We start from the raw sequence: 18,997 nt of genomic DNA, 5'->3' as shown, positions 1-18,997 counted from the left end.
TACAGTCATTATCCTAATAATATCGAATTATAGAGACGCAGAGAACACAGAGGAAGAATTTAATTTTGCGTTCCTCTGTGTTCAAAAAATTAAGTTTTCGGCTATGAGTTTAATGGTTGTAACTGTTTTTGGGGCGAGTTGAAATGACTGGTGGCATCAGCCAAATGCTTTAGTAGTGTAGACTGCGGTAAGGGTCCTTGCAAATGATTCCAGGGTAAGACTTGGTCTGTTGACCAATTAGCATGAACGTAAAAATCTAAGTCGGGGATTTGTCCCTTGAGTTGTTTGAAAGCACGTTTGTAGCTACCCAAGGAATCACCAAAATCGCGGGTAAGTTTCAAAAGCTGGGAAACTCTGCGATCGCCTCTCGATAACAAGGTTTGAATGATTGACCAATTGTAACTTTCTGGGCGAAAGTCGATGCCTTGAGGCTTGAGTTTTTTTTGTAAAAACTGCAACCGCTTTTCTGCTTGTGAATTCACTCCAAACCACTGAAAAGGTGTGTGTGCTTTGGGAACAAAGGTGCTACACCCTAGTGTTAAGCGCAGCCCAGGAGCAGCTTTTTTAACATCACGCATCATTGCCACGGTTGCATCTAAATCCTCTGGTTCCTCACCGGGAATTCCTACCATTCCGTAGAGTTTCAAACTAGATAATCCACCAGCTTTAGCATTGACTGCTGCTTGGATAATTTCGTCATTGTGCAACTTTTTGTTAATGATTTGTCGTAATTTTTCCGAACCACTTTCTACGGCAATAGTTAGCGATTTCGTATCTCGTTTTGCTAAAGTCTGCGCCAACTGCACCGTAACGGTGTTTGTTCGTACCGAGGCAATGCTAAGACGTACATCATCGTACTTTGGTTGACTGATATAATCTAGCAAAGCTTCAAACTCCGGATGCTGAGTTACTGAAGCTCCCAATAATCCTAAGCGATTTGTGGCTGATAATCCTTTTTCAATCGCTGGAATGAGGGATTCTTCAAAACTGGCGGTTCTAAAAGGTAGTGTGAGATAACTAGCCAGACAGAAGCGGCACATTTCTGGGCAACTTCTTACCACTTCCACCATATAAATATTTTCCCAAGCCGCTTTTTCTGTCACCACCGTTGATGCTGAGAGGACATTTCCCCGGTAAGTTTGCTTGTGTACCTCTGCGGGAATGTCTGGTGAAATCGGTTGAATTGACTTTACAGCGCCATCTGATGCAAGATATTCCACCTCATACAAACTGGGGACGTAAACACCCCTGACTTGTGCTAATGCTTTGAGTTGGGTTTGTCTATCAGCGTTTCTAACTTCTTTGTAAGCTTCAATAAAATTCCCCAGTAAAATTTCCCCATCCCCCAGCAAAATGACATCAAAGAAATCCGCGAAAGGTTCGGGGTTGGCTGTGAGTACGGAACCACCACCAAAAACTATGGGATGATTATCATCTCTGGCATTTGTTCTGATGGGAATTTCTAAAGATTCCAGCAGGTTTAATATATTGACATAATCCAGTTCCCACGACAAGGAAAAACCCAGTAATTCCGGCTTTCTAGGAAGTTGTTCGTGAGTATCAGTGAACAAACGCCTTACCTGTACATCAGAACGCATTGCCAAAGTTGCCCATACCACCTGATAGCCAAGGCTAGTAATACCCACGCTGTACTCATTAGGAAAGGCAAAGATGGTGGGGATAGCATCGGTGTCAGGGGTAGCAGGGGTAAATAAAAGGCGTTCAGCAGTAAATAAAGATGTCACAGGTGTTTGTTGATTACATAGTTATCTATATTTAATTTTAAGCCATAGAATTATGAGGTTAAAAACAAATGTCACACCGTTAGCAAGAATAATCGGCAAAGCTTTTAGAGAAATTCCATAAATTAACCACAAAAATATACCTGTATTGAAGGTAATTAGCATAACCAAGGAAACATCTTTGGCTGATTTCGTTTGCCATGTTTTTATCATTTGTGGCAAAAATGAAAAGGTAGTTAATGTAGCGGCGGCTAATCCTAATATTGTAATCAAATCCATTGAGATGCAACCCTTTTAAGAACTTATTTGACTCATTTAATTGCTGATGAAATTTTCTGCACGCAACAATAGACTTCTGGCAAAAGTATGATTAAGGGATATTTAGAACCACAGATGCACACAGATTAACACTAGTTATTTATCTGTGTGCATCTATGTAGTCTACGGCACGGCTTACGCCTACATCTGTAGTTTCATTACTAAAATTAGGGTGCGTTACGACAAAGCCTAACGCACCCTAACAATTGTCTATAAATAGATTACAACACCTTACATTGCCCGTGATGCCGTAACAGATGGTCGCATAGCACCAACGCTACCATCGACTCAACCATTGGCACTGCACGCGGTAACACACAAGGATCATGGCGTCCTTTCCCTGCTAAAGTTGTTTCTTCACCCTCATTCGTGACTGTCTTCTGCTCTTTTCTAATAGTTGCCGTTGGCTTAAATGCTACACGTAAGATGATATCTTCACCATTGGAAATTCCGCCTTGAATTCCACCAGAACGGTTGGTTACGGTGCGGATTTCTCCTTTTTCATCTGTATAAAACTCGTCGTTATGCTCAAAACCAGTCAGCAGCGTCCCTGCAAAACCAGAACCAATTTCAAAGCCTTTGCTAGCTGGGAGGGACATGACACCCTTAGCGATATCTGCTTCCAATTTATCGAAAACTGGTTCACCCAAACCTTTCGGTACATTTCGCGCTACGCATTCCACCACGCCACCGATAGAATTACCTTGTCTACCAGTTTGTTCTATTAGTGAAATCATCCGTTCTGCACATTCAGCATCCGGACAGCGGACGATGTTGCTTTCAACTTGCTCTAAAGTAACGGTGTTGGGGTCAATGTCGCCTTCTAAATCTTTGATGCGTTTGACATAACCAATAACTTCGACATTGGCAACTTGACGGAGGATTTTTTTGGCGATCGCACCTGCTGCAACTCGTCCAATAGTCTCACGCGCCGAAGACCTACCTCCACCCTGCCAATTACGAATACCATATTTTGCGTCATAAGTTGCATCCGCGTGGGAAGGGCGGTACTTGAGCGCCATCTCATCATAATCTTGGGAGCGAGTGTCTTTGTTCCGCACCAAGATTGCTATTGGGGTTCCCAGCGTTTTGCCCTCAAACACCCCAGACAGAATTTCGCAGGTGTCCGTTTCCTTTCGAGGTGTTGTAATCTTACTTTGTCCGGGACGCCTTCTATCTAGTTCTACTTGAATTTCCTCAGCGGAAATTTCTAGTTGCGGAGGACAACCATCAATTACGACTCCCACACCGCCACCGTGGGACTCGCCGAAAGTAGTGATGCGAAACAGATGCCCAAAAGTATTGCCCATGATGTTGAGGAAGTATCGCCAAGCGGCTGTGTTTTACCTAGATGTATTTTCTCATTACAAAGTGAAAAATGACATGATTGTCACTGACTCATTTATTGGACTTTTCTTGCTGAATTTTATGGACTGGACGGCTCAAACCAAAAAGCGCCCCCCTCTCGGGAGACGCTTTTTACTTTAATGTAGAGACGCGCCATGGCGCGTCTCTACATATTTAGAATTAGCCGTTGATAGCGGGAGCAGAGAGTGCAACAGGAGCAGCTTCACCAGCAGCCAAGTCCAGAGGGAAGTTGTGAGCGTTACGCTCGTGCATCACTTCCATACCCAGGTTAGCGCGGTTGAGGATGTCTGCCCAGGTTCCAATCACACGACCCTGAGAGTCAATCACACTAGAGTTGAAGTTGAAACCGTTGAGGTTGAACGCCATGGTGCTGACACCGAGTGCGGTGAACCAGATTCCAACTACTGGCCATGCAGCTAGGAAGAAGTGCAAGGAACGAGAGTTGTTGAATGAAGCGTATTGGAAGATTAAGCGACCGAAGTAGCCGTGTGCTGCAACGATGTTGTAGGTTTCTTCTTCTTGACCGAACTTGTAACCGTAGTTCTGAGATTCGGTTTCGGTTGTTTCACGTACCAAGGAGGAAGTTACCAACGAACCGTGCATTGCACTGAACAAGCTTCCGCCGAATACACCTGCTACACCTAGTTGGTGGAAGGGGTGCATTAGGATGTTGTGCTCTGCTTGGAACACTAACATGAAGTTGAAGGTTCCGGAGATACCCAAAGGCATACCGTCAGAGAAGGAACCTTGTCCGATTGGGTAGACCAAGAAGACTGCGGTTGCTGCTGCTACGGGTGCTGAGTATGCTACTGCAATCCAAGGACGCATACCTAAGCGGTAGGACAGTTCCCACTCACGACCGAGGTAGCAGAATACGCCGATCAGGAAGTGGAATACTACCAATTGGTATGGACCACCGTTGTACAACCACTCATCTAGGGAAGCTGCTTCCCAGATTGGGTAGAAGTGTAAACCGATGGCGTTGGAGGAAGGTACTACTGCACCTGAGATGATGTTGTTTCCGTAGATTAAGGAACCTGCAACTGGCTCACGGATACCGTCGATGTCAACGGGGGGAGCTGCGATGAAGGCGATGATGAAGCAGGTGGTGGCGGCTAGCAGGGTGGGGATCATGAGTACGCCGAACCAACCGATGTATAGGCGGTTTTCGGTGCTGGTGATCCACTCGCAGAACCGTTCCCATACGTTGGCGCTTTCGCGACGCTGTAAGGTGGTTGTCATTGTTTTATGAGTGCGTTACTTAAGTGTTATGTATGTATCTGATGTGGAGGTAGGTTTCTTTACCTCTCTGTAAATATCTTAATATCTCTATTGCGTTTTGTAAAGCCTTTTCAGAAAAATATATTTTTGGTAATCGATATTGTAGATGAGTAGAGGCGTAAGGCAATGCGCCCTTATACCCTGCGTTTGTTAAGGGCTTGGTTAATCCAATTGCAAGATTGACACGACTTGTTCGATATCGAGAGCCAGATACTTATCTATCGGTATATACATCCAAAACAGCGATCGCTCTGAATTGTAGCTGTTTTTCTGAAAGCCTCTGGGCAAGCGAGTTGTTCATCCCCTGGAAGCACTGCGATGACATACATATCGCAAAGGTTAAGCTAATACGCATTTAAATTGCATAGTTACTCGTGAGGGTCGTCAAGACCTCATTTGTCAAAAGTCAAGTTTTATGCCAACTTCTCATTCCCGAAAAGTCACCTACAGTCCTGCTTACACAATTGTTCCAACTTATGAATGCTTCAATCGCTGTGCCTACTGTAACTTTCGCACAGACCCAGGCAAGAGCCAATGGATGACAATCTCAGAAGCACAAAAGCTTTTCAAACCACTTCACAGCCAAGACATTTGTGAAATATTGATACTCAGTGGCGAAGTGCATCCCCAGTCGCAACAACGTCAGGCGTGGTTTCAGCGGATTTATGATTTGTGTGAATTAGCTCTTGCAATGGGTTTTCTACCACACACCAATGCAGGACCGCTGAGTTTTGAGGAAATGCAACAATTGAAGAAAGTTAACGTTTCAATGGGACTGATGTTGGAACAGTTAACGCCAGAATTGTTAAAGACAGTGCATAAACACGCACCGAGTAAATTACCAGAAGTGCGTCTACAACAATTACAGTGGGCGGGAGAATTAAAGATACCGTTTACCACTGGATTACTGTTAGGAATTGGCGAAACACAAGACGATTGGTGGGAAACATTAGAAGCCATATGCCACATTCATCAACGTTATGAGCACATTCAAGAAGTTATCCTGCAACCTCATAGTCCAGGAAATCAGCAAACTTTTGACGCGCCACCTTTTGACCCTCATCAACTGCCAAGAGTGATTTCTCACGCACGTCAAATTTTACCGCCAGATATTACCATTCAAATACCGCCGAATTTAGTAAAAGATGACGAATGGTTACTCGCTTGTTTAGAAGCTGGTGCGAGAGATTTAGGCGGAATTGGACCAAAAGATGAAGTGAATCCTGATTATCCTCATCCTAATTATCAGGAATTGCAAGAAATATTAGAGCCAGTTGGATGGGAACTCGTTCCGCGTTTACCAGTTTATCCCCAGTTTGATAATTGGTTATCGGGAGAATTGCAAACTGCTGTTAAGTGGTGGCGGAAAAGCTTATACCAAACTCGTCTTGTGCAAGAGGGAAGCAGAAATTCTCACGTTTCCTGTTAGTTCTCTCGTGAATGAGTGTTTGATATTCGCGGACGAGTCTCAGAAGCTTGTCAACGAGTCTTTGGAACTCGTGGATGAGTATCAAAACCTCGTCAACGAGTCTTTGGAACTCGTGGATGAGTATCAAAACCTCGTCAACGAGTCTTTGGAACTCGTGGATGAGTATCAGAAACTCGTCAACGAGTCTTTGGAACTCGCTTGCGAGTATCAGAAACTCATGAATGAGTCTTGGAAATTTGTGAACGAGTCTGAAAATTGGGTGGATGAGTGTTGAAAACTCAAAGACGAGTATTAGAACTTAGTGAATGAGTGTTGGAAACTCGCAGGCAAATATAAAAACCTTGCTTTCCTAATTTGTTTATCGTTTTTAAGGGGAGATTGGAAACTTCAGGTTAATATAGCGCTAAATGACAAGAGTTCAACTCATGGTGCAAGATTTTGCAACTTTAAAACGCATATACAACAGTTTTGACCCATTTCGACCATTACCCGCAGGAGATCCAGCTTATGTAGATTGTGGGGAAGTGCGGGGAGATGGCGATATCTTGGTAGAGGTCGGTAGAGAAATTTTGTACTCAGATAGGATGACTTGTCAACTTTATGCAGGTCATCGCGGTGCAGGTAAATCCACTGAACTGCTGCGACTCGAGAAATTTTTAGATGAGCAAGGTTGCTTTGTTGTCTATTTTGCTGCTGATGAACAAGATGTTGATCCAGAAGATACTCAATATACGGATATTCTCCTAGCTTGTACACGACACTTACTAGAAGCATTAAAAGATAATGCTAGTCCTGTACCTTTGCTGGATTGGTTAAAATCCCGTTGGCAAGATTTAAAAGATTTTGCACCTGATATATCTTTAGAGACTCTAAGTATAGAACAGCAAATTCCCTTATTTGCCAAAATCACAGCCAATTTGAGAACAGTACCAAGTTCACGGCACAAAATACGAGAGCGAGTGAATCCCCATACAACAACTTTGATTGAGGCGTTGAATCAATTTATTACAGACGCAAAAAAACACTTACCACCAGGATATAAGCAACTGGTAGTGATTGCTGACAATCTAGATCGCATTGTGCCAATATCTCAAGAAGATGGACGTAGCAATCATGACCAGATTTTTATAGACCGTAGCGAACAACTTAAAGCCTTAGATTGCCATTTGATTTACACAGTGCCAATTTCAATGGTCTACTCTAACCGCGCTACAGATTTGCGAGATATTTATGGTGCTGATGCTCAAGTGTTGCCGATGATTATGGTGCAAACTCCTGACAATCAAAGCTACCAACGCGGAATTGATAAAGTTATGGAAGTGCTGCAAAAACGGATTAGTCAGATTGACCCTCATCTTTCTATCCGAAATTTATTTGAGCAGCCAGAAGCATTAGAGAAATTATGCTTGATGAGTGGGGGTCATGTGCGAAATTTGTTACTATTAATGAAGGAAGCAATTAAATATACTGATAGATTGCCCATTCCCAACAGAGCTTTACAACGGTCGATTAGCGAAGCACGAAATACTTATCGTAATACTGTTTATGCTAACGAATGGCAAGCACTTGCTAAAGTTTATTATTCAAAACAAATAGATAATGATGAAATGCATAGGGCTTTATTATTTCAGCGTTGTATTTTGGAATATCGCTATCTAGATCCAGAAGGGGGAATAAAATGTTGGTATGATATTCATCCCCTGATAAAAGGAATCACAGAATTTCAGGATGCTTTTACAGAACTTTACCCGTCATATGATGAACTTGGAACTAACTGATTGGGATAAAGATTTACCACCGGAACCAGAGGAAGAATACAAGGCTCTAGTCCGCACTCTCAATTTTATAGAAGGCTTTAGCATATTATTTGTGCGCTGTTCTCCGGCAAGGGGTGAGCAGTTGATTGCTCAAGTCAAAGAAGATATTGCCGACAGGAATATAGAAACTTTGTCCTTAAAAGAACCTGTTGATAATTTATATAAGATCATTGAAGAAAACTATCAGAGAAATAAAAATAATATTTTATTTATTACAGGTTTAGAGCATTCATTTTATAAGTATGAAGAATGTAAAAGATTGACAAATTGGAATAGTAAAGATATTTATTCCTATAGTTGGAAAGGCGTACCACCAGTTTTAATTAACCTCAACCAACAACGGGAACGTTTTAGAGACAACTTTAATATCTGTTTTGTTTTCCTGCTACCTCTATTTGCAATTAAATATTTGATTCACCGCGCACCAGACTTTTTTGACTGGCGTTCCGGATTATTTGAATTTCCTATAGATCCAAAAACTTTGGAGCAAGAGTCATCCCATATCTTTTCACAAGGAAACTATGAAAAATATCTCAGCTTAACTCCACAAGAAAGAACTCAAAAAATACTAGAAATTCAAGAACTCATTGCAGAAGACCATCAAACACCCAGTCGTAAAGGTAACTTGCTCGTTGAATTGGGAAATTTGTATGTATCTGGACAAAATAATGAAGAAGCTGTAGCATCTTACGACCAAGCACTGAAAATTAAACCTGACTACGATTCGGCTTGGAACAACCGGGGGAATGCGCTGGGGAATTTGGGACGCTACGAAGAAGCTGTAGCATCTTACGACCAAGCACTGAAAATTAAACCTGACGACGATTCGGCTTGGTACAACCGGGGGATTGCGCTGGGGAATTTGGGACGCTACGAAGAAGCTGTAGCATCTTACGACCAAGCACTGAAATTTAAACCTGACGACGATTCGGCTTGGAACAACCGGGGGAATGCGCTGGACGAATTGGGACGCTACGAAGAAGCTGTAGCATCTTTCGACCAAGCACTGAAATTTAAACCTGACGACCATTCGGCTTGGTACAACCGGGGGTATGCGCTGGGGAATTTGGGACGCTACGAAGAAGAAATCGCATCTTACGACCAAGCACTGAAATTTAAACCTGACGACCATTCGGCTTGGTACAACAAAGCTCGCTGCTATGCTCTTCAAGGTAACATTGAACAAGCAATTGAAAACCTCGAAAAAGCAATTCATCTTAATCCTGATAAATGCCAGGATTGGGCAAAGAATGAATCAGATTTTGACAGTATTCGTGAAGATGAGCGCTTTGTGGCATTGATTCAAGGACAGCACACAGGCGATTAATTTTGTTACAAAACCAAACTAACACTATGAAAATACCAAAAACAAATCTATGAAAAGTGAACTAAAAAACTTGACTTACGAAATTGAACTTAAACCAGGGGAGAAATTGAATCTTCCAGAATCATTACTTGAAAGTGTGGGTGCAGGACACTGGATCATCACCATCGAACAAAAAGCAAAAGAACCTGTAAATACCCGTAGCCATGATGCATTTTTAAAAGGTTACGCACCAGAAGACGAAGGACTTTATGACGACTATCCAACCAGGTGAATTTTGGGTAGCAGATATTCCATTCACAAGCGGTGGCGGTTATAAAAAGCGCCCAGTACTCGTATTGTGGTTAGATGGGGATGATGTTGTTGCAGCAGTAGTCACATCTGCCAAACCACGTACACAGACTGATGTACCGCTTAATGATTGGGCTGCAAGTGGTCTACGTGTTGCTTCAACTGTGCGTCTGTCTCGACTGGACTGTCTAGAAAAGTCTTTGTTGCTCGTGAAAATTGGTCAGATTTCCGAGTCAGATGCAAAGCAGTTGAAACAGGTATGGGATACGTATATTAAACTGCAATTTTAAATCTGTTTCCTGACCCAATTACGAAAAATTCGCGTCATTTCCATCACCCCAATTCTTTGGCTTTCCTCCAAAAAATGAGGAATTTCAACTAAAGGCAATTGTGCAAAACTAGGTGAATTATTACACTCTACATATTCCCCTTGTTGCAGCTGGTAAATGTGCAGCACACCTTCGTCATAGCGCCAAAGCTCAGGAACACCCAAAGAAGCATAAATCTGGAATCGATCCAGAGATGAACTGGTCAAGTCTACTTCTACCACTAAGTCAGGTGGCGGATCATTATTCAAGTCAATTGCTGTTTTGTTTCTCACCCGTGCTTCATTCCAGATATAGTAGCTGCTATCGGGTTCAGCTCCACACCGCAAATCTTTACGTTTAAGAGTCGTGGAACCTGTAGGAAAAATTTCTAAATTCAACTCTTCCCCAAGAACAAAAATCAATAGCTCAAGCACGCACTTACAATACTCATGAGGCAAGAGTGGAGTCATAATTTCCAGCGTACCTCTGTCGTAAGCCATTCGGGAGGCTCGGTCATTTCCCATTTCTGCTAGCATGGTTTCAAAGGTCTGCCAGCTGATGTTTCTCAAGACAACTCTTTGGTCTGAAAAAATGCGTGTCGTTACCATTGCTCTATTGGGTACAGGCTTATACTATAAAAAAACATAGCGTCATAGAAAAACTTTGAAAGCAGTGAATCCAAAAGCATCTATCTTAAGTATGAGTTTAGACACAAAAACAGTGATATAAAATAGAAAAAGCAGGATTCGGGGGACCATTTAACTGGTCATAGACGCTTATAGAGACTATCTTCGGTAATCTCCAAGGTCTAAAGTCAAGTCAGCTGAAGCAATTACAGCGACTGTATCACCAGCGCATACCGGGCGATCGCATCACAACGCCCGAGTTTTCCCAGCGACTGGCAGCAATTAGCACTGAAATCAATCAGCCGGTATGTGCCTACCTCAACCGTCGCGGACAAGTGATCCGTGTAGGGGTAGGTACGCCGCGTCAAACGCAAATTCCACCGTTGGAATTGCCCCGTTATGGCGCAGAACGATTGAGCGGTATTCGTTGCATCGCCACTCACTTGAAGCCAGAACCGCCTAATGAAACGGCGCTGACGGCTATGGCACTGCAACGGTTGGACGCTCTGGTTATGCTAAACATTACCGGCTCGGGATTTCAACGACGGGGCGGTGGTGCGACTGGCTATGTCAAGGAAGCTTACTTAGCTCACCTGACACCCCAAGACGCTCGCGCCCTCATCACAACTCTGGCGTTGACAGAACAAAAGAGTAACCTCCCATATACGAGCTGGAGCGTATCGCCGCCGATGAGCCTGGATATGCTGACAAAGCAGGACTTCATGGATTTAGTCGAAGGGCTGGAAGCAGAGTTTCGACGGGAATTTGTCGCCCAAGAGGTAGACGCTGACCATGAGCGCGTCCTCCTGGTAGGAGTGATGACTGAAGATATAACTGCTCAACAATTCCAAGACACTTTGGAAGAATTGGGACGATTGGTGGAGACTGCTGGCGGAGAAGTATTGCAGATGATGTGGCAAAAGCGATCGCGCATTCATCCTCAGACAGTCGTTGGTGAAGGTAAAGTGCAAGAAATCGCCATAGCCGCCCAAACTTTGGGAGCAAATCTTGTGGTCTTTGACCGTGACCTCTCACCCGCTCAAGTCCGTAATTTAGAATTGCAAATTGGTGTCCGGGTGGTTGACCGTACCGAAGTGATTTTGGACATCTTTGCCCAACGCGCTCAGTCTCGTGCTGGTAAATTACAAGTTGAACTCGCACAGCTAGAATATATGCTACCGCGACTAACTGGTAGAGGTCAGGCAATGTCTAGGCTGGGGGGTGGTATTGGTACAAGAGGTCCTGGTGAAACAAAACTAGAAACAGAACGCCGTGCTATTGGGCGACGTATTTCCCGACTGCAACAAGAAGTCAACCAACTACAGGCACATCGGGAACGGTTGCGCCAGCGGCGACAACATCAGGAAGTTCCCTCAGTGGCTATTGTTGGTTATACCAACGCTGGCAAGTCTACCTTGCTGAATGCTCTGACTAATGCTGAAGTTTACACAGCAGACCAGTTATTTGCCACTCTCGACCCCACCACACGCCGCCTAGTTGTTCCCCACGGCGAGATGGGTGAACCCCAAGAGATTCTGGTGACGGATACAGTAGGGTTTATTCACGAATTGCCCGCATCTTTAATGGATGCCTTCCGCGCCACTTTAGAGGAAGTCACAGAAGCCGATGCCCTGCTGCATTTGGTAGATTTGTCTCATCCTGCTTGGCTGAGTCATATTCGCTCAGTTAGGGAGATTTTGGCACAAATGCCAGTCACTCCTGGTCCAGCGCTGGTTGTCTTTAACAAGATTGATGAAGCGGGTAGCGACACTTTAGCATTAGCGCAGGAAGAGTTTCCCCTAGCGGTGTTTATTTCTGCAAGTAAGCGTTTAGGATTAGAAACCTTACGCCAGCGTCTCGGTCAACTGGTTCAATATGCTGCTTCCTATGGGTAAGTACGTAGGCTTTTCCAACTAAATAAACATAAACTTGCACAATTACAGCACCTTGCAAGTAAATGAAGTACAACGCTGTCGTCTAAAAGCCAGACAGAAAGCCCTTTTTACTTCTGAGTTCTGAGTTCTGAGTTCTGAATTCTGCTGTATTATCTGCAAGTGAATAAGTTGTTAGTTTGTGACCAGACGCGAAATTTCGCGTCTGGTCAACTTTATTGAATGAAACCGACTAAATACGGATACGCTTCAGATCAGAAAATTTGTTCAACGATAACCAATGCAAGAGACGTTGCACTGCAACGTCTCTACACGTATGAAATCTCCACAAATAATCCTTAACTGAACAGTATTGGACTAAATGCTTCTTCTTGAAACCTACCAAGGAAGAGATATACATTTCCAATAATAATGACCTTTTTGGGAAACGTTCTTCAAAAGAAATCTTTAAGTATCAGTATTTTCTCAGTACTTTATCTGTTTTTTACTTATTATTTTTATATTTTTTATCTATAAAAAAGCTGAAATATAAAGATATTATACAACAGCAAAATAAATAAAGATATGACTAAAATGTGCCCATAAATAAGGCGATTTCCAAGGCTAGGCAAGATAATTGGAGAAACAGCCAAACAGAATATATATAGAAGATTCTTGAATGTTTGGTTACTAAATAAAAGGAAAAAAATAAGATGTCTATGCGTTTGTCAAAATTAGTTTTTGGAATATCTACAGCATCTCTAGTCGGACTTTATTGTCTAACTTTTGCTCCCTCAGCTTCAGCTAAATCTAGTGGCAAAACAGTTGATACTAGCGGTACCACAACAACCAACAATTCCAGTAGCAACAATAATGAAGGCGGCAATTCAAATAGTGCTAGTTCCGGTAGCGATACCACAACAAGCAACAGTCCTGGTGGCAGTTCGAAAACTTCAACCAGACCCTTACCACTTCTAGAGTTCACATCCAGCGATATTGGTAAGACTTTCCAGTTTAACTTTGACGGGAATGTGAACGAGCAAAATGTTTCTGGACTCTCGTCTACAGCACTCTTTACGTTGAAAAATTTCGCTGGTAATGAGGCAACTTTTGATGTCGCTCTAGATAACACATCTAGTGATGGCATTACATCTAGAACTTCTGCCTTGGGTTTTAACGTTTACTCTGACTTGAATTCTACTAATCAACTTTCTTTAGTAGGCATCGGAGATCCAAGTGGTTCCGGAAACACAAGGGTATCTGGGCTTTTTAGCAATGATCGCAGCGGCTCATTCCCCAATCAATTTGGTGATATTGATGTATGCTTCACCAACGGCAATACCTGTCAGGGAGGAAGCAATGGAGGTATTAGTACCAATGATGGTATTGGTAACTTTTCCTTCACCCTTGCTTTTGAGAATGCTGTTAACTCATTTGCTTTAGGTAACTTCGGCGTACGCTATCAAAGTATTGACGGTAACGGCTTCAACGGTGACAGTGGCACAGGTCGAGGAACATATAATCAGACTCAACAGGTGCCTGAGCCTGGTACAAGTGCTGCCCTCGGTTTATTTGCTGTGGGTGCGTTGGTAGTCATGAAAAAAACAAAAAGCATTTCCCCCAGAGCTAAACAACACTGCTAAGTATTTATTAGGCTGAAATTTGGAACCAGAAGTGCTTATGCACTTCTGGTCTGTTTTTTCAAGCAGTAGGCATTTGTGAAACTAAATCAAATGAGGGTGTTGATTTCCGCAAGTAATATCTAAGCAACAAGCTTGGCTCCCTCATGGTTAGCCTGAGCTAAAAAATTTACACAATTATTCTCCGTAGATGCTGGTAATAACTTCTAATCTTTAAAAATTCTCAGTAGAATCCCTGAAGTTATAGGTTTTGTTACTGCAATATTATCAGTTCATTCCATAAGGACATATAATAATGACAGGTAAAGTATTCCCTTGAATTACCTTGTCTTTGAATAGCAGGCGGACGAGTGGATACTTTATAAATACGGATTTGAATAAGTGTTATAAAATACAAAAAAAAGGAAAATAAAGGTGCTGTTTGTTAGCCCTGCCAGAACCTTTTTTATCTTTTTGTATCAATTCAGTTAGCACCTAATTAAGGATGAGCAAAGACGGGACAAGCACCGACAGCCAACAACAACATTATCTTAAAATTAAGAAACATTAATGAAAGTTGAGGATGTTATGGCTCCAAAAGTAGAAATTTACACGTGGAGAACTTGCCCGTTTTGTATCCGTGCCAAAAATTTGCTGACGAGAAAGGGAGTGAATTTCAGCGAATACAGCATTGATGGAGATGAGGCTGCACGCAGTCAAATGGCTCGAAGAGCAAATGGCAGGCGTTCTGTGCCGCAAATTTTCATTAACAACCATCACATTGGTGGTTGTGACGATATTTATGCTCTAGAAGCTCAAGGCAAGCTGGATGAGCTACTAGCATCTACCAACAATGTTTAGGTTTACGCAAAAGTCAAGACTGAAAAGCAAGGAAAAAAGTTAAGAGTGAGGAGTTAGGAATAGTAACTCATAACTCTTAAAGGGATAATCAAAATTGAACAACCTTGGAATTTCCTGGCAATTGAGGCAGAAAGCGTGAAACTGGCTTTTATTATTGATCCCATCCATCAGCTTGACCCGTGTCACGATACCAGCGTTGCTCTCATGGAAGCAGCGCAAATTTTAGGACATGAAATTTGGGTAACTCAAGCCAATCTACTTAGTGTCGTAGAGGGGAAAGCTTGGGCAGTCCTAGAAAGAGTGGAACTTGTACCAGTGCAGTTGGTGGAAGGACGTTACCTGGCGGTGAATACTTGGTACAAGTTGAGCAATCGCACCGCCCTTTGCCTGGAAACAATGGATGCCGTCTTCATGCGGACAGATCCACCAGTCACAGTCCCTTATCTCTACTCCACCTACATTCTGGACTACATTGACCAAAACAAAACCTTGGTCATTAACAGTCCTTCAGGTATCCGAGCGGCAAACGAAAAAATGTATGCCCTCCAATTTACCAAAGTCATTCCAGAAACCCTCGTCACCGCTGATAAGCAATTGATCCGGCAATTTGTAGAAGCCAAGGAAAGAGCGGTACTCAAACCACTGGGTAACAAAGCAGGAGAAGGGATTTTAATTTTAGAACCGGGCGATCGCAACTTCAACTCTATAGTTGAACTCAGTACCCTCCAAGGTCGAATGCCAGTTATGGTACAAACCTATTTACCAGAAGCGAAGGAGGGAGACAAGCGGATTATTTTACTCAACAGTGAACCCATTGGCGCCGTCAACCGCCTTTCTGCCCATGGTGAATTTCGCAATAACATGGCTGCTGGTGGTACAGTTGCCCAAACCGAAATCACTCCAAGAGAACATGAAATTTGCGCTCAAATAGCCGCAGATCTACGTAAAGATGGCTTAATTTTTGTCGGTATCGATGTAATAGGTGGTTATCTTACCGAAGTTAACGTCACCAGTCCCACCGGAGTGCGCGAGATAGACCGACTAGACGGCACTCGCCTTGGTCATCAGGTCATTCAATGGATCGAGCAAGCAAAAAAATGATCAATCACAACCATTGCCATAAACCCAAACTGGCACAGTTAGACCCTAGTATCCTGAGAATGGATTCACCAGTAGCAACACCAGTAGTTAGAAGTTTGGCTTATACCCGTGTAATTTCCCAAGCACCCTGGCAAACCTATATGGTTGCAAACAAGTTGGAAATTACAGAAGTACCAGGAATCGACATTCACCCTGGTCAGGTAGAACCGTGAAAACTTTCCGCCCCCGCTTTTTTGTACCAAATGCAGTGGCGGATATCCAAAGAAGCGAACTCTAGCCCAAATTAATTTAGTCTGTCAGTGACCTAAACGAGTTTAGTTACGTGTTGGAATCATCAGGGATAACAATACTGCTCACCCCAGTAGATGGCAAAACCCTCCAATTATAAGTTGTGGATGATGAGTCGTATAAAATTTTTCAGCCTGATTGTATTCATAATTCATCATTTCTTAATTACGAGGTGTACGTCGGTTGCGTAGAAAATCCGGTATATCCAATCCTGGTTTTTCTTTAGGTTCCGCAACAGGCGTTGGAGGATGAGCCGCTGGTGGCTGTGGCATTGGTCGTCTTGTTTGTTGTGGGGAGACAACCCGTGGTTGGTTAGCGTTTTGGGTTGGTGCGGCTTGTGCTTCACCTGTAAATCCCGTGGCAATTACGGTAAGTCTTACCTCACCTTGGAGCCTGTCATCAATCACCGCTCCAAAAATAATATTGGCGTTGGGATCAACGACTTCATAAATTGTTTCCGCAGCGGCATTCACTTCATGTAGAGTGAGGTCGCTGCCACCAGTAATGTTAAAGACAACACCTCTTGCGCCTTCAATGGAACATTCTAATAACGGTGAAGAAATGGCAGCGATCGCCGCTTCTCTGGCTCTTGATTTTCCTGAACCAATGCCGATCCCCATCAACGCCGAGCCAGCATCCGCCATAACAGCTCGCACATCGGCAAAGTCAACGTTGATCAAACCAGGGATCGTGATGATATCTGAAATACCTTGTACCCCTTGGCGCAGCACATCATCTGCATAACGAAAAGCTTCTTGCATCGGCGTCTGCTCTGGGATCACTTCCAACAGTTTGTTGTTGGGGATGATGATGAGCGTATCCACCCTACTTTTTAGACCTTCAATGCCTTGCTCTGCTTGGCTGATGCGGCGACGCCCCTCAAAGATAAATGGACGTGTGACCACGCCCACAGTTAGAGCACCCATTTCTTTTGCGACTTCGGCAACAACAGGGGCTGCACCAGTACCAGTACCCCCTCCCATACCAGCGGTGATAAACACTAAGTCGGCACCCTCTAAAGCTTTGGCAATCTCGTCTCGTGATTCCTCAGCTGCTTTTTGACCAATAGCAGGATTGCCACCAGCTCCTAAACCCCGTGTTAGCTTCTGTCCAATTTGCAAGCGACAGGGAGCAGATGCCAAGGTGAGCGCTTGGGCATCAGTATTGATTGACCAAAATTCCACTCCTGTCACATCAGAAGCAATCATGCGGTTAACAGCATTGCTACCGCCACCACCCACGCCAATCACTTTGATATTGGCGACCCGACCTGGAACAATGTCACCCATTCGAGTTTCTTCGCCGGGAATCTTCTTACTATCGTGATTTTGTCCGTAGTTTATCCCAGCATTATTAAAGGGATTAGTGGAGTTGATTGCCAGCGAAACCCCCTGTTGTCCGGGAGATTGGGAGTTTTTATAGGTAAGCCCTTGGTTATTATCAAGTGTCATCGGAGTTGCGAGCATGTAGATAAACGACTTTTTAAGGTGTTATTCACCTAGGAGTCAACTATAGTTTGACGCTGACGCTGCCATAATCTATGGCATTTTTGTTTATTGTTCTTTCTACTTCCAGCCCAAAGAGGATTGGAGGTGCGAAAGTTTGCTATTGGGTAAACCATTCAGGCACCCAGTCATACAGCTAATTCTAGTGAAGTATACCTATATTCACCTAAAATCGACCTGTATAACTTCCACCAGACATTAATATCTTCACTGCTATTTTGCTGATTTGGCTCAGTACACCGTTGGTATCCCCAATAATATCTCCGTGTTTGGGCTAGTGACTGACATGGGATATTCATTTTACAACTGGGGCCACTGGTTTTTTTTCGCTATCCGCCCCACACATAGATTTATGGTATAAATTTAAATGATATAAATATCCCAACCACTGGTAAAACCAATTCTTTCCTCCTTCAAAATCGCTCCCTCGGAGTAATTTTAAGTGATTACGTATACACAAGTGCTGAAAACAAGAAATTCTGTACACAAGATCCTGAAATAATTGCATAACTTGTAAAGACGCATCGTGGTGCGTCTCGTCTGTTACAAAGATTTGGGCAATAGTATTTACCATTTAAGAGACAAAATTGATCTTCTACTTACCTATCTCTAAACTGCAGATAATTAAGAAATTGTTGGTTAAGTAATGGTACACCCTAGTTGGGTTGTTGTTAGGTTCGCCTCTATAGAAGGGACACTTTACAACCGAAAAAGTCTACCTTTGCCTCAAGAAGAGTTTTACTCTGCGCTACTACAATTATTTATGGGCGTCTAGAGGAATCGACTGGAAGCCGCCTCTGCCTTTGGGTTGCACTATCCTCCACGCTCGTTGCAGCAGGATTTTACCTATGGCAAGCTCTTTGGGTATACCTTGGGCACACCTATGTTCCAAGGACACGCTTTGCGTTCGCGTAGCGTCTCCGCAGGAGATATGGTGAACGTAGTTGGCTAGGTCGGGCTAACCCCTATGGCTGACGCCACGCCTTACGGCGTAAGTCCGGAGGACAGGCTGCGCCAACACCTAGTGTGCGCTCTGCGCTTACGGGTATCTCCTCCCCAGAGGTTGCGCCAACGCCAGTTACCTGACGCCACTTGCTTTATGCCGGGAGAGCTTTTCAGCAGTCACCAGCGGAGGAAAACCCCTATGGCTGACGCCACGCCTTACGGCTATCGGGTGTGCCTTCAGTCGAATGCTAAGCAGGCAACAAGCGTTTTCCAACCCAGACGCCATCATCAAATTGTCTAACA

At 43.5% G+C, this 18,997-nt stretch carries 18 protein-coding genes; 12 read left to right on the top strand and 6 right to left on the bottom strand.

Features of this window, described 5'->3' with window-relative positions:
• Nucleotides 1–101: 101 nt before the first annotated feature.
• From MAS10914_RS0103455 to psbA, 4 genes are all read right to left on the bottom strand, one after another.
• Nucleotides 102–1,745, bottom strand: a complete 1,644-nt coding sequence (locus MAS10914_RS0103455; protein WP_017314507.1) for a B12-binding domain-containing radical SAM protein — start codon at nt 1,743–1,745, stop codon at nt 102–104.
• Between the two features lie 21 nt (nt 1,746–1,766).
• A complete protein-coding gene (locus MAS10914_RS0103450; RefSeq protein ID WP_017314506.1) occupies nt 1,767–2,021 on the bottom strand; it encodes a SemiSWEET transporter in 255 nt (84 codons plus the stop codon).
• Between the two features lie 260 nt (nt 2,022–2,281).
• Nucleotides 2,282–3,370, bottom strand: coding sequence for a chorismate synthase (gene aroC / locus MAS10914_RS0103445; protein WP_017314505.1), 1,089 nt, complete (start codon nt 3,368–3,370; stop codon nt 2,282–2,284).
• Nucleotides 3,371–3,587: 217 nt separating this feature from the next.
• The gene (gene psbA, locus MAS10914_RS0103435) at nt 3,588–4,670 is read right to left on the bottom strand and encodes a photosystem II q(b) protein (protein WP_017314503.1); all 1,083 of its coding nucleotides are present in this window, start codon (nt 4,668–4,670) and stop codon (nt 3,588–3,590) included.
• A gap of 454 nt (nt 4,671–5,124) precedes the next feature.
• Here psbA and cofG point away from each other — a divergent pair, with 454 nt between their 5' ends.
• The 6 genes from cofG to MAS10914_RS0103405 all read left to right on the top strand — a co-directional run bounded on the left by cofG (nt 5,125) and on the right by MAS10914_RS0103405 (nt 9,860).
• Nucleotides 5,125–6,138 (top strand): 7,8-didemethyl-8-hydroxy-5-deazariboflavin synthase subunit CofG, encoded by a 1,014-nt coding sequence (cofG, locus tag MAS10914_RS0103430; protein WP_017314502.1) that lies wholly within the window; start codon nt 5,125–5,127, stop codon nt 6,136–6,138.
• A 19-nt stretch (nt 6,139–6,157) separates the two neighbouring features.
• A complete protein-coding gene (locus tag MAS10914_RS31425; RefSeq protein WP_071599873.1) occupies nt 6,158–6,412 on the top strand; it encodes a hypothetical protein in 255 nt (84 codons plus the stop codon).
• 151 nt (nt 6,413–6,563) lie between these two features.
• On the top strand, nt 6,564–7,916 hold the full coding sequence (locus MAS10914_RS0103420; protein ID WP_026082310.1) for an ATP-binding protein: 1,353 nt from the start codon (nt 6,564–6,566) through the stop codon (nt 7,914–7,916).
• A complete protein-coding gene (locus MAS10914_RS0103415; RefSeq protein ID WP_017314499.1) occupies nt 7,897–9,282 on the top strand; it encodes a tetratricopeptide repeat protein in 1,386 nt (461 codons plus the stop codon). Before MAS10914_RS0103420 ends, MAS10914_RS0103415 begins: the two co-directional genes overlap by 20 nt.
• 49 nt (nt 9,283–9,331) lie before the next feature.
• Nucleotides 9,332–9,553 (top strand): hypothetical protein, encoded by a 222-nt coding sequence (locus tag MAS10914_RS0103410; protein WP_017314498.1) that lies wholly within the window; start codon nt 9,332–9,334, stop codon nt 9,551–9,553.
• Nucleotides 9,531–9,860 carry a type II toxin-antitoxin system PemK/MazF family toxin gene (locus MAS10914_RS0103405; protein ID WP_017314497.1) on the top strand — a complete coding sequence of 110 codons (330 nt, stop codon included), beginning with the start codon at nt 9,531–9,533 and terminating at the stop codon, nt 9,858–9,860. The genes MAS10914_RS0103410 and MAS10914_RS0103405 overlap by 23 nt, the downstream gene beginning before the upstream one ends.
• On the opposite strand, the gene MAS10914_RS0103400 is transcribed toward MAS10914_RS0103405, so the two are convergent.
• Nucleotides 9,857–10,486: a Uma2 family endonuclease gene (locus MAS10914_RS0103400; RefSeq protein WP_017314496.1), complete on the bottom strand. Its 630-nt coding sequence runs from the start codon at nt 10,484–10,486 to the stop codon at nt 9,857–9,859. The genes MAS10914_RS0103405 and MAS10914_RS0103400 overlap by 4 nt on opposite strands.
• 170 nt (nt 10,487–10,656) lie before the next feature.
• Between MAS10914_RS0103400 and hflX the strand changes: the two genes are divergently transcribed.
• The 5 genes from hflX to MAS10914_RS0103375 all read left to right on the top strand — a co-directional run bounded on the left by hflX (nt 10,657) and on the right by MAS10914_RS0103375 (nt 16,168).
• Nucleotides 10,657–12,399, top strand: coding sequence for a GTPase HflX (gene hflX, locus MAS10914_RS0103395; RefSeq protein ID WP_071599791.1), 1,743 nt, complete (start codon nt 10,657–10,659; stop codon nt 12,397–12,399).
• Nucleotides 12,400–13,088: 689 nt separating this feature from the next.
• Nucleotides 13,089–14,018: a cistern family PEP-CTERM protein gene (locus MAS10914_RS31970; protein WP_017314494.1), complete on the top strand. Its 930-nt coding sequence runs from the start codon at nt 13,089–13,091 to the stop codon at nt 14,016–14,018.
• Nucleotides 14,019–14,582: 564 nt separating this feature from the next.
• Nucleotides 14,583–14,855, top strand: a complete 273-nt coding sequence (gene grxC / locus MAS10914_RS0103385) for a glutaredoxin 3 (protein WP_026082308.1) — start codon at nt 14,583–14,585, stop codon at nt 14,853–14,855.
• A gap of 135 nt (nt 14,856–14,990) precedes the next feature.
• On the top strand, nt 14,991–15,956 hold the full coding sequence (gene gshB, locus MAS10914_RS0103380; protein ID WP_017314492.1) for a glutathione synthase: 966 nt from the start codon (nt 14,991–14,993) through the stop codon (nt 15,954–15,956).
• Nucleotides 15,953–16,168, top strand: a complete 216-nt coding sequence (locus MAS10914_RS0103375) for a hypothetical protein (RefSeq protein ID WP_017314491.1) — start codon at nt 15,953–15,955, stop codon at nt 16,166–16,168. Before gshB ends, MAS10914_RS0103375 begins: the two co-directional genes overlap by 4 nt.
• 237 nt (nt 16,169–16,405) lie before the next feature.
• Here the strand turns inward: MAS10914_RS0103375 and ftsZ are convergent, their stop codons facing one another.
• Nucleotides 16,406–17,695 carry a cell division protein FtsZ gene (ftsZ, locus tag MAS10914_RS0103370; protein WP_026082307.1) on the bottom strand — a complete coding sequence of 430 codons (1,290 nt, stop codon included), beginning with the start codon at nt 17,693–17,695 and terminating at the stop codon, nt 16,406–16,408.
• Nucleotides 17,696–18,716: 1,021 nt separating this feature from the next.
• On the opposite strand from ftsZ, the gene MAS10914_RS33880 reads away from it, so the two are divergent.
• Nucleotides 18,717–18,995 carry a hypothetical protein gene (locus MAS10914_RS33880; protein ID WP_156818082.1) on the top strand — a complete coding sequence of 93 codons (279 nt, stop codon included), beginning with the start codon at nt 18,717–18,719 and terminating at the stop codon, nt 18,993–18,995.
• Nucleotides 18,996–18,997 lie beyond the last annotated feature (2 nt).

Source organism: Mastigocladopsis repens PCC 10914 (assembly GCF_000315565.1).
GTDB classification, from domain to species: Bacteria; Cyanobacteriota; Cyanobacteriia; order Cyanobacteriales; family Nostocaceae; genus Mastigocladopsis; species Mastigocladopsis repens.
This window is presented reverse-complemented; position numbering and strand designations above follow the sequence as displayed.

Coding starts and splice junctions, on each gene's coding strand:
- MAS10914_RS31970 (WP_017314494.1), top strand. CDS start 13,089: ATGTCTATGCGTTTGTCAAAATTAGTTTTTGGAATATCTACAGCATCT.
- MAS10914_RS0103420 (WP_026082310.1), top strand. CDS start 6,564: ATGGTGCAAGATTTTGCAACTTTAAAACGCATATACAACAGTTTTGAC.
- MAS10914_RS0103450 (WP_017314506.1), bottom strand. CDS start 2,021: ATGGATTTGATTACAATATTAGGATTAGCCGCCGCTACATTAACTACC.
- ftsZ (WP_026082307.1), bottom strand. CDS start 17,695: ATGACACTTGATAATAACCAAGGGCTTACCTATAAAAACTCCCAATCT.
- MAS10914_RS0103415 (WP_017314499.1), top strand. CDS start 7,897: ATGAACTTGGAACTAACTGATTGGGATAAAGATTTACCACCGGAACCA.
- grxC (WP_026082308.1), top strand. CDS start 14,583: ATGGCTCCAAAAGTAGAAATTTACACGTGGAGAACTTGCCCGTTTTGT.
- psbA (WP_017314503.1), bottom strand. CDS start 4,670: ATGACAACCACCTTACAGCGTCGCGAAAGCGCCAACGTATGGGAACGG.
- aroC (WP_017314505.1), bottom strand. CDS start 3,370: ATGGGCAATACTTTTGGGCATCTGTTTCGCATCACTACTTTCGGCGAG.
- MAS10914_RS0103405 (WP_017314497.1), top strand. CDS start 9,531: ATGACGACTATCCAACCAGGTGAATTTTGGGTAGCAGATATTCCATTC.
- cofG (WP_017314502.1), top strand. CDS start 5,125: ATGCCAACTTCTCATTCCCGAAAAGTCACCTACAGTCCTGCTTACACA.
- MAS10914_RS0103400 (WP_017314496.1), bottom strand. CDS start 10,486: ATGGTAACGACACGCATTTTTTCAGACCAAAGAGTTGTCTTGAGAAAC.
- MAS10914_RS0103410 (WP_017314498.1), top strand. CDS start 9,332: ATGAAAAGTGAACTAAAAAACTTGACTTACGAAATTGAACTTAAACCA.
- MAS10914_RS0103375 (WP_017314491.1), top strand. CDS start 15,953: ATGATCAATCACAACCATTGCCATAAACCCAAACTGGCACAGTTAGAC.
- MAS10914_RS33880 (WP_156818082.1), top strand. CDS start 18,717: ATGGCTGACGCCACGCCTTACGGCGTAAGTCCGGAGGACAGGCTGCGC.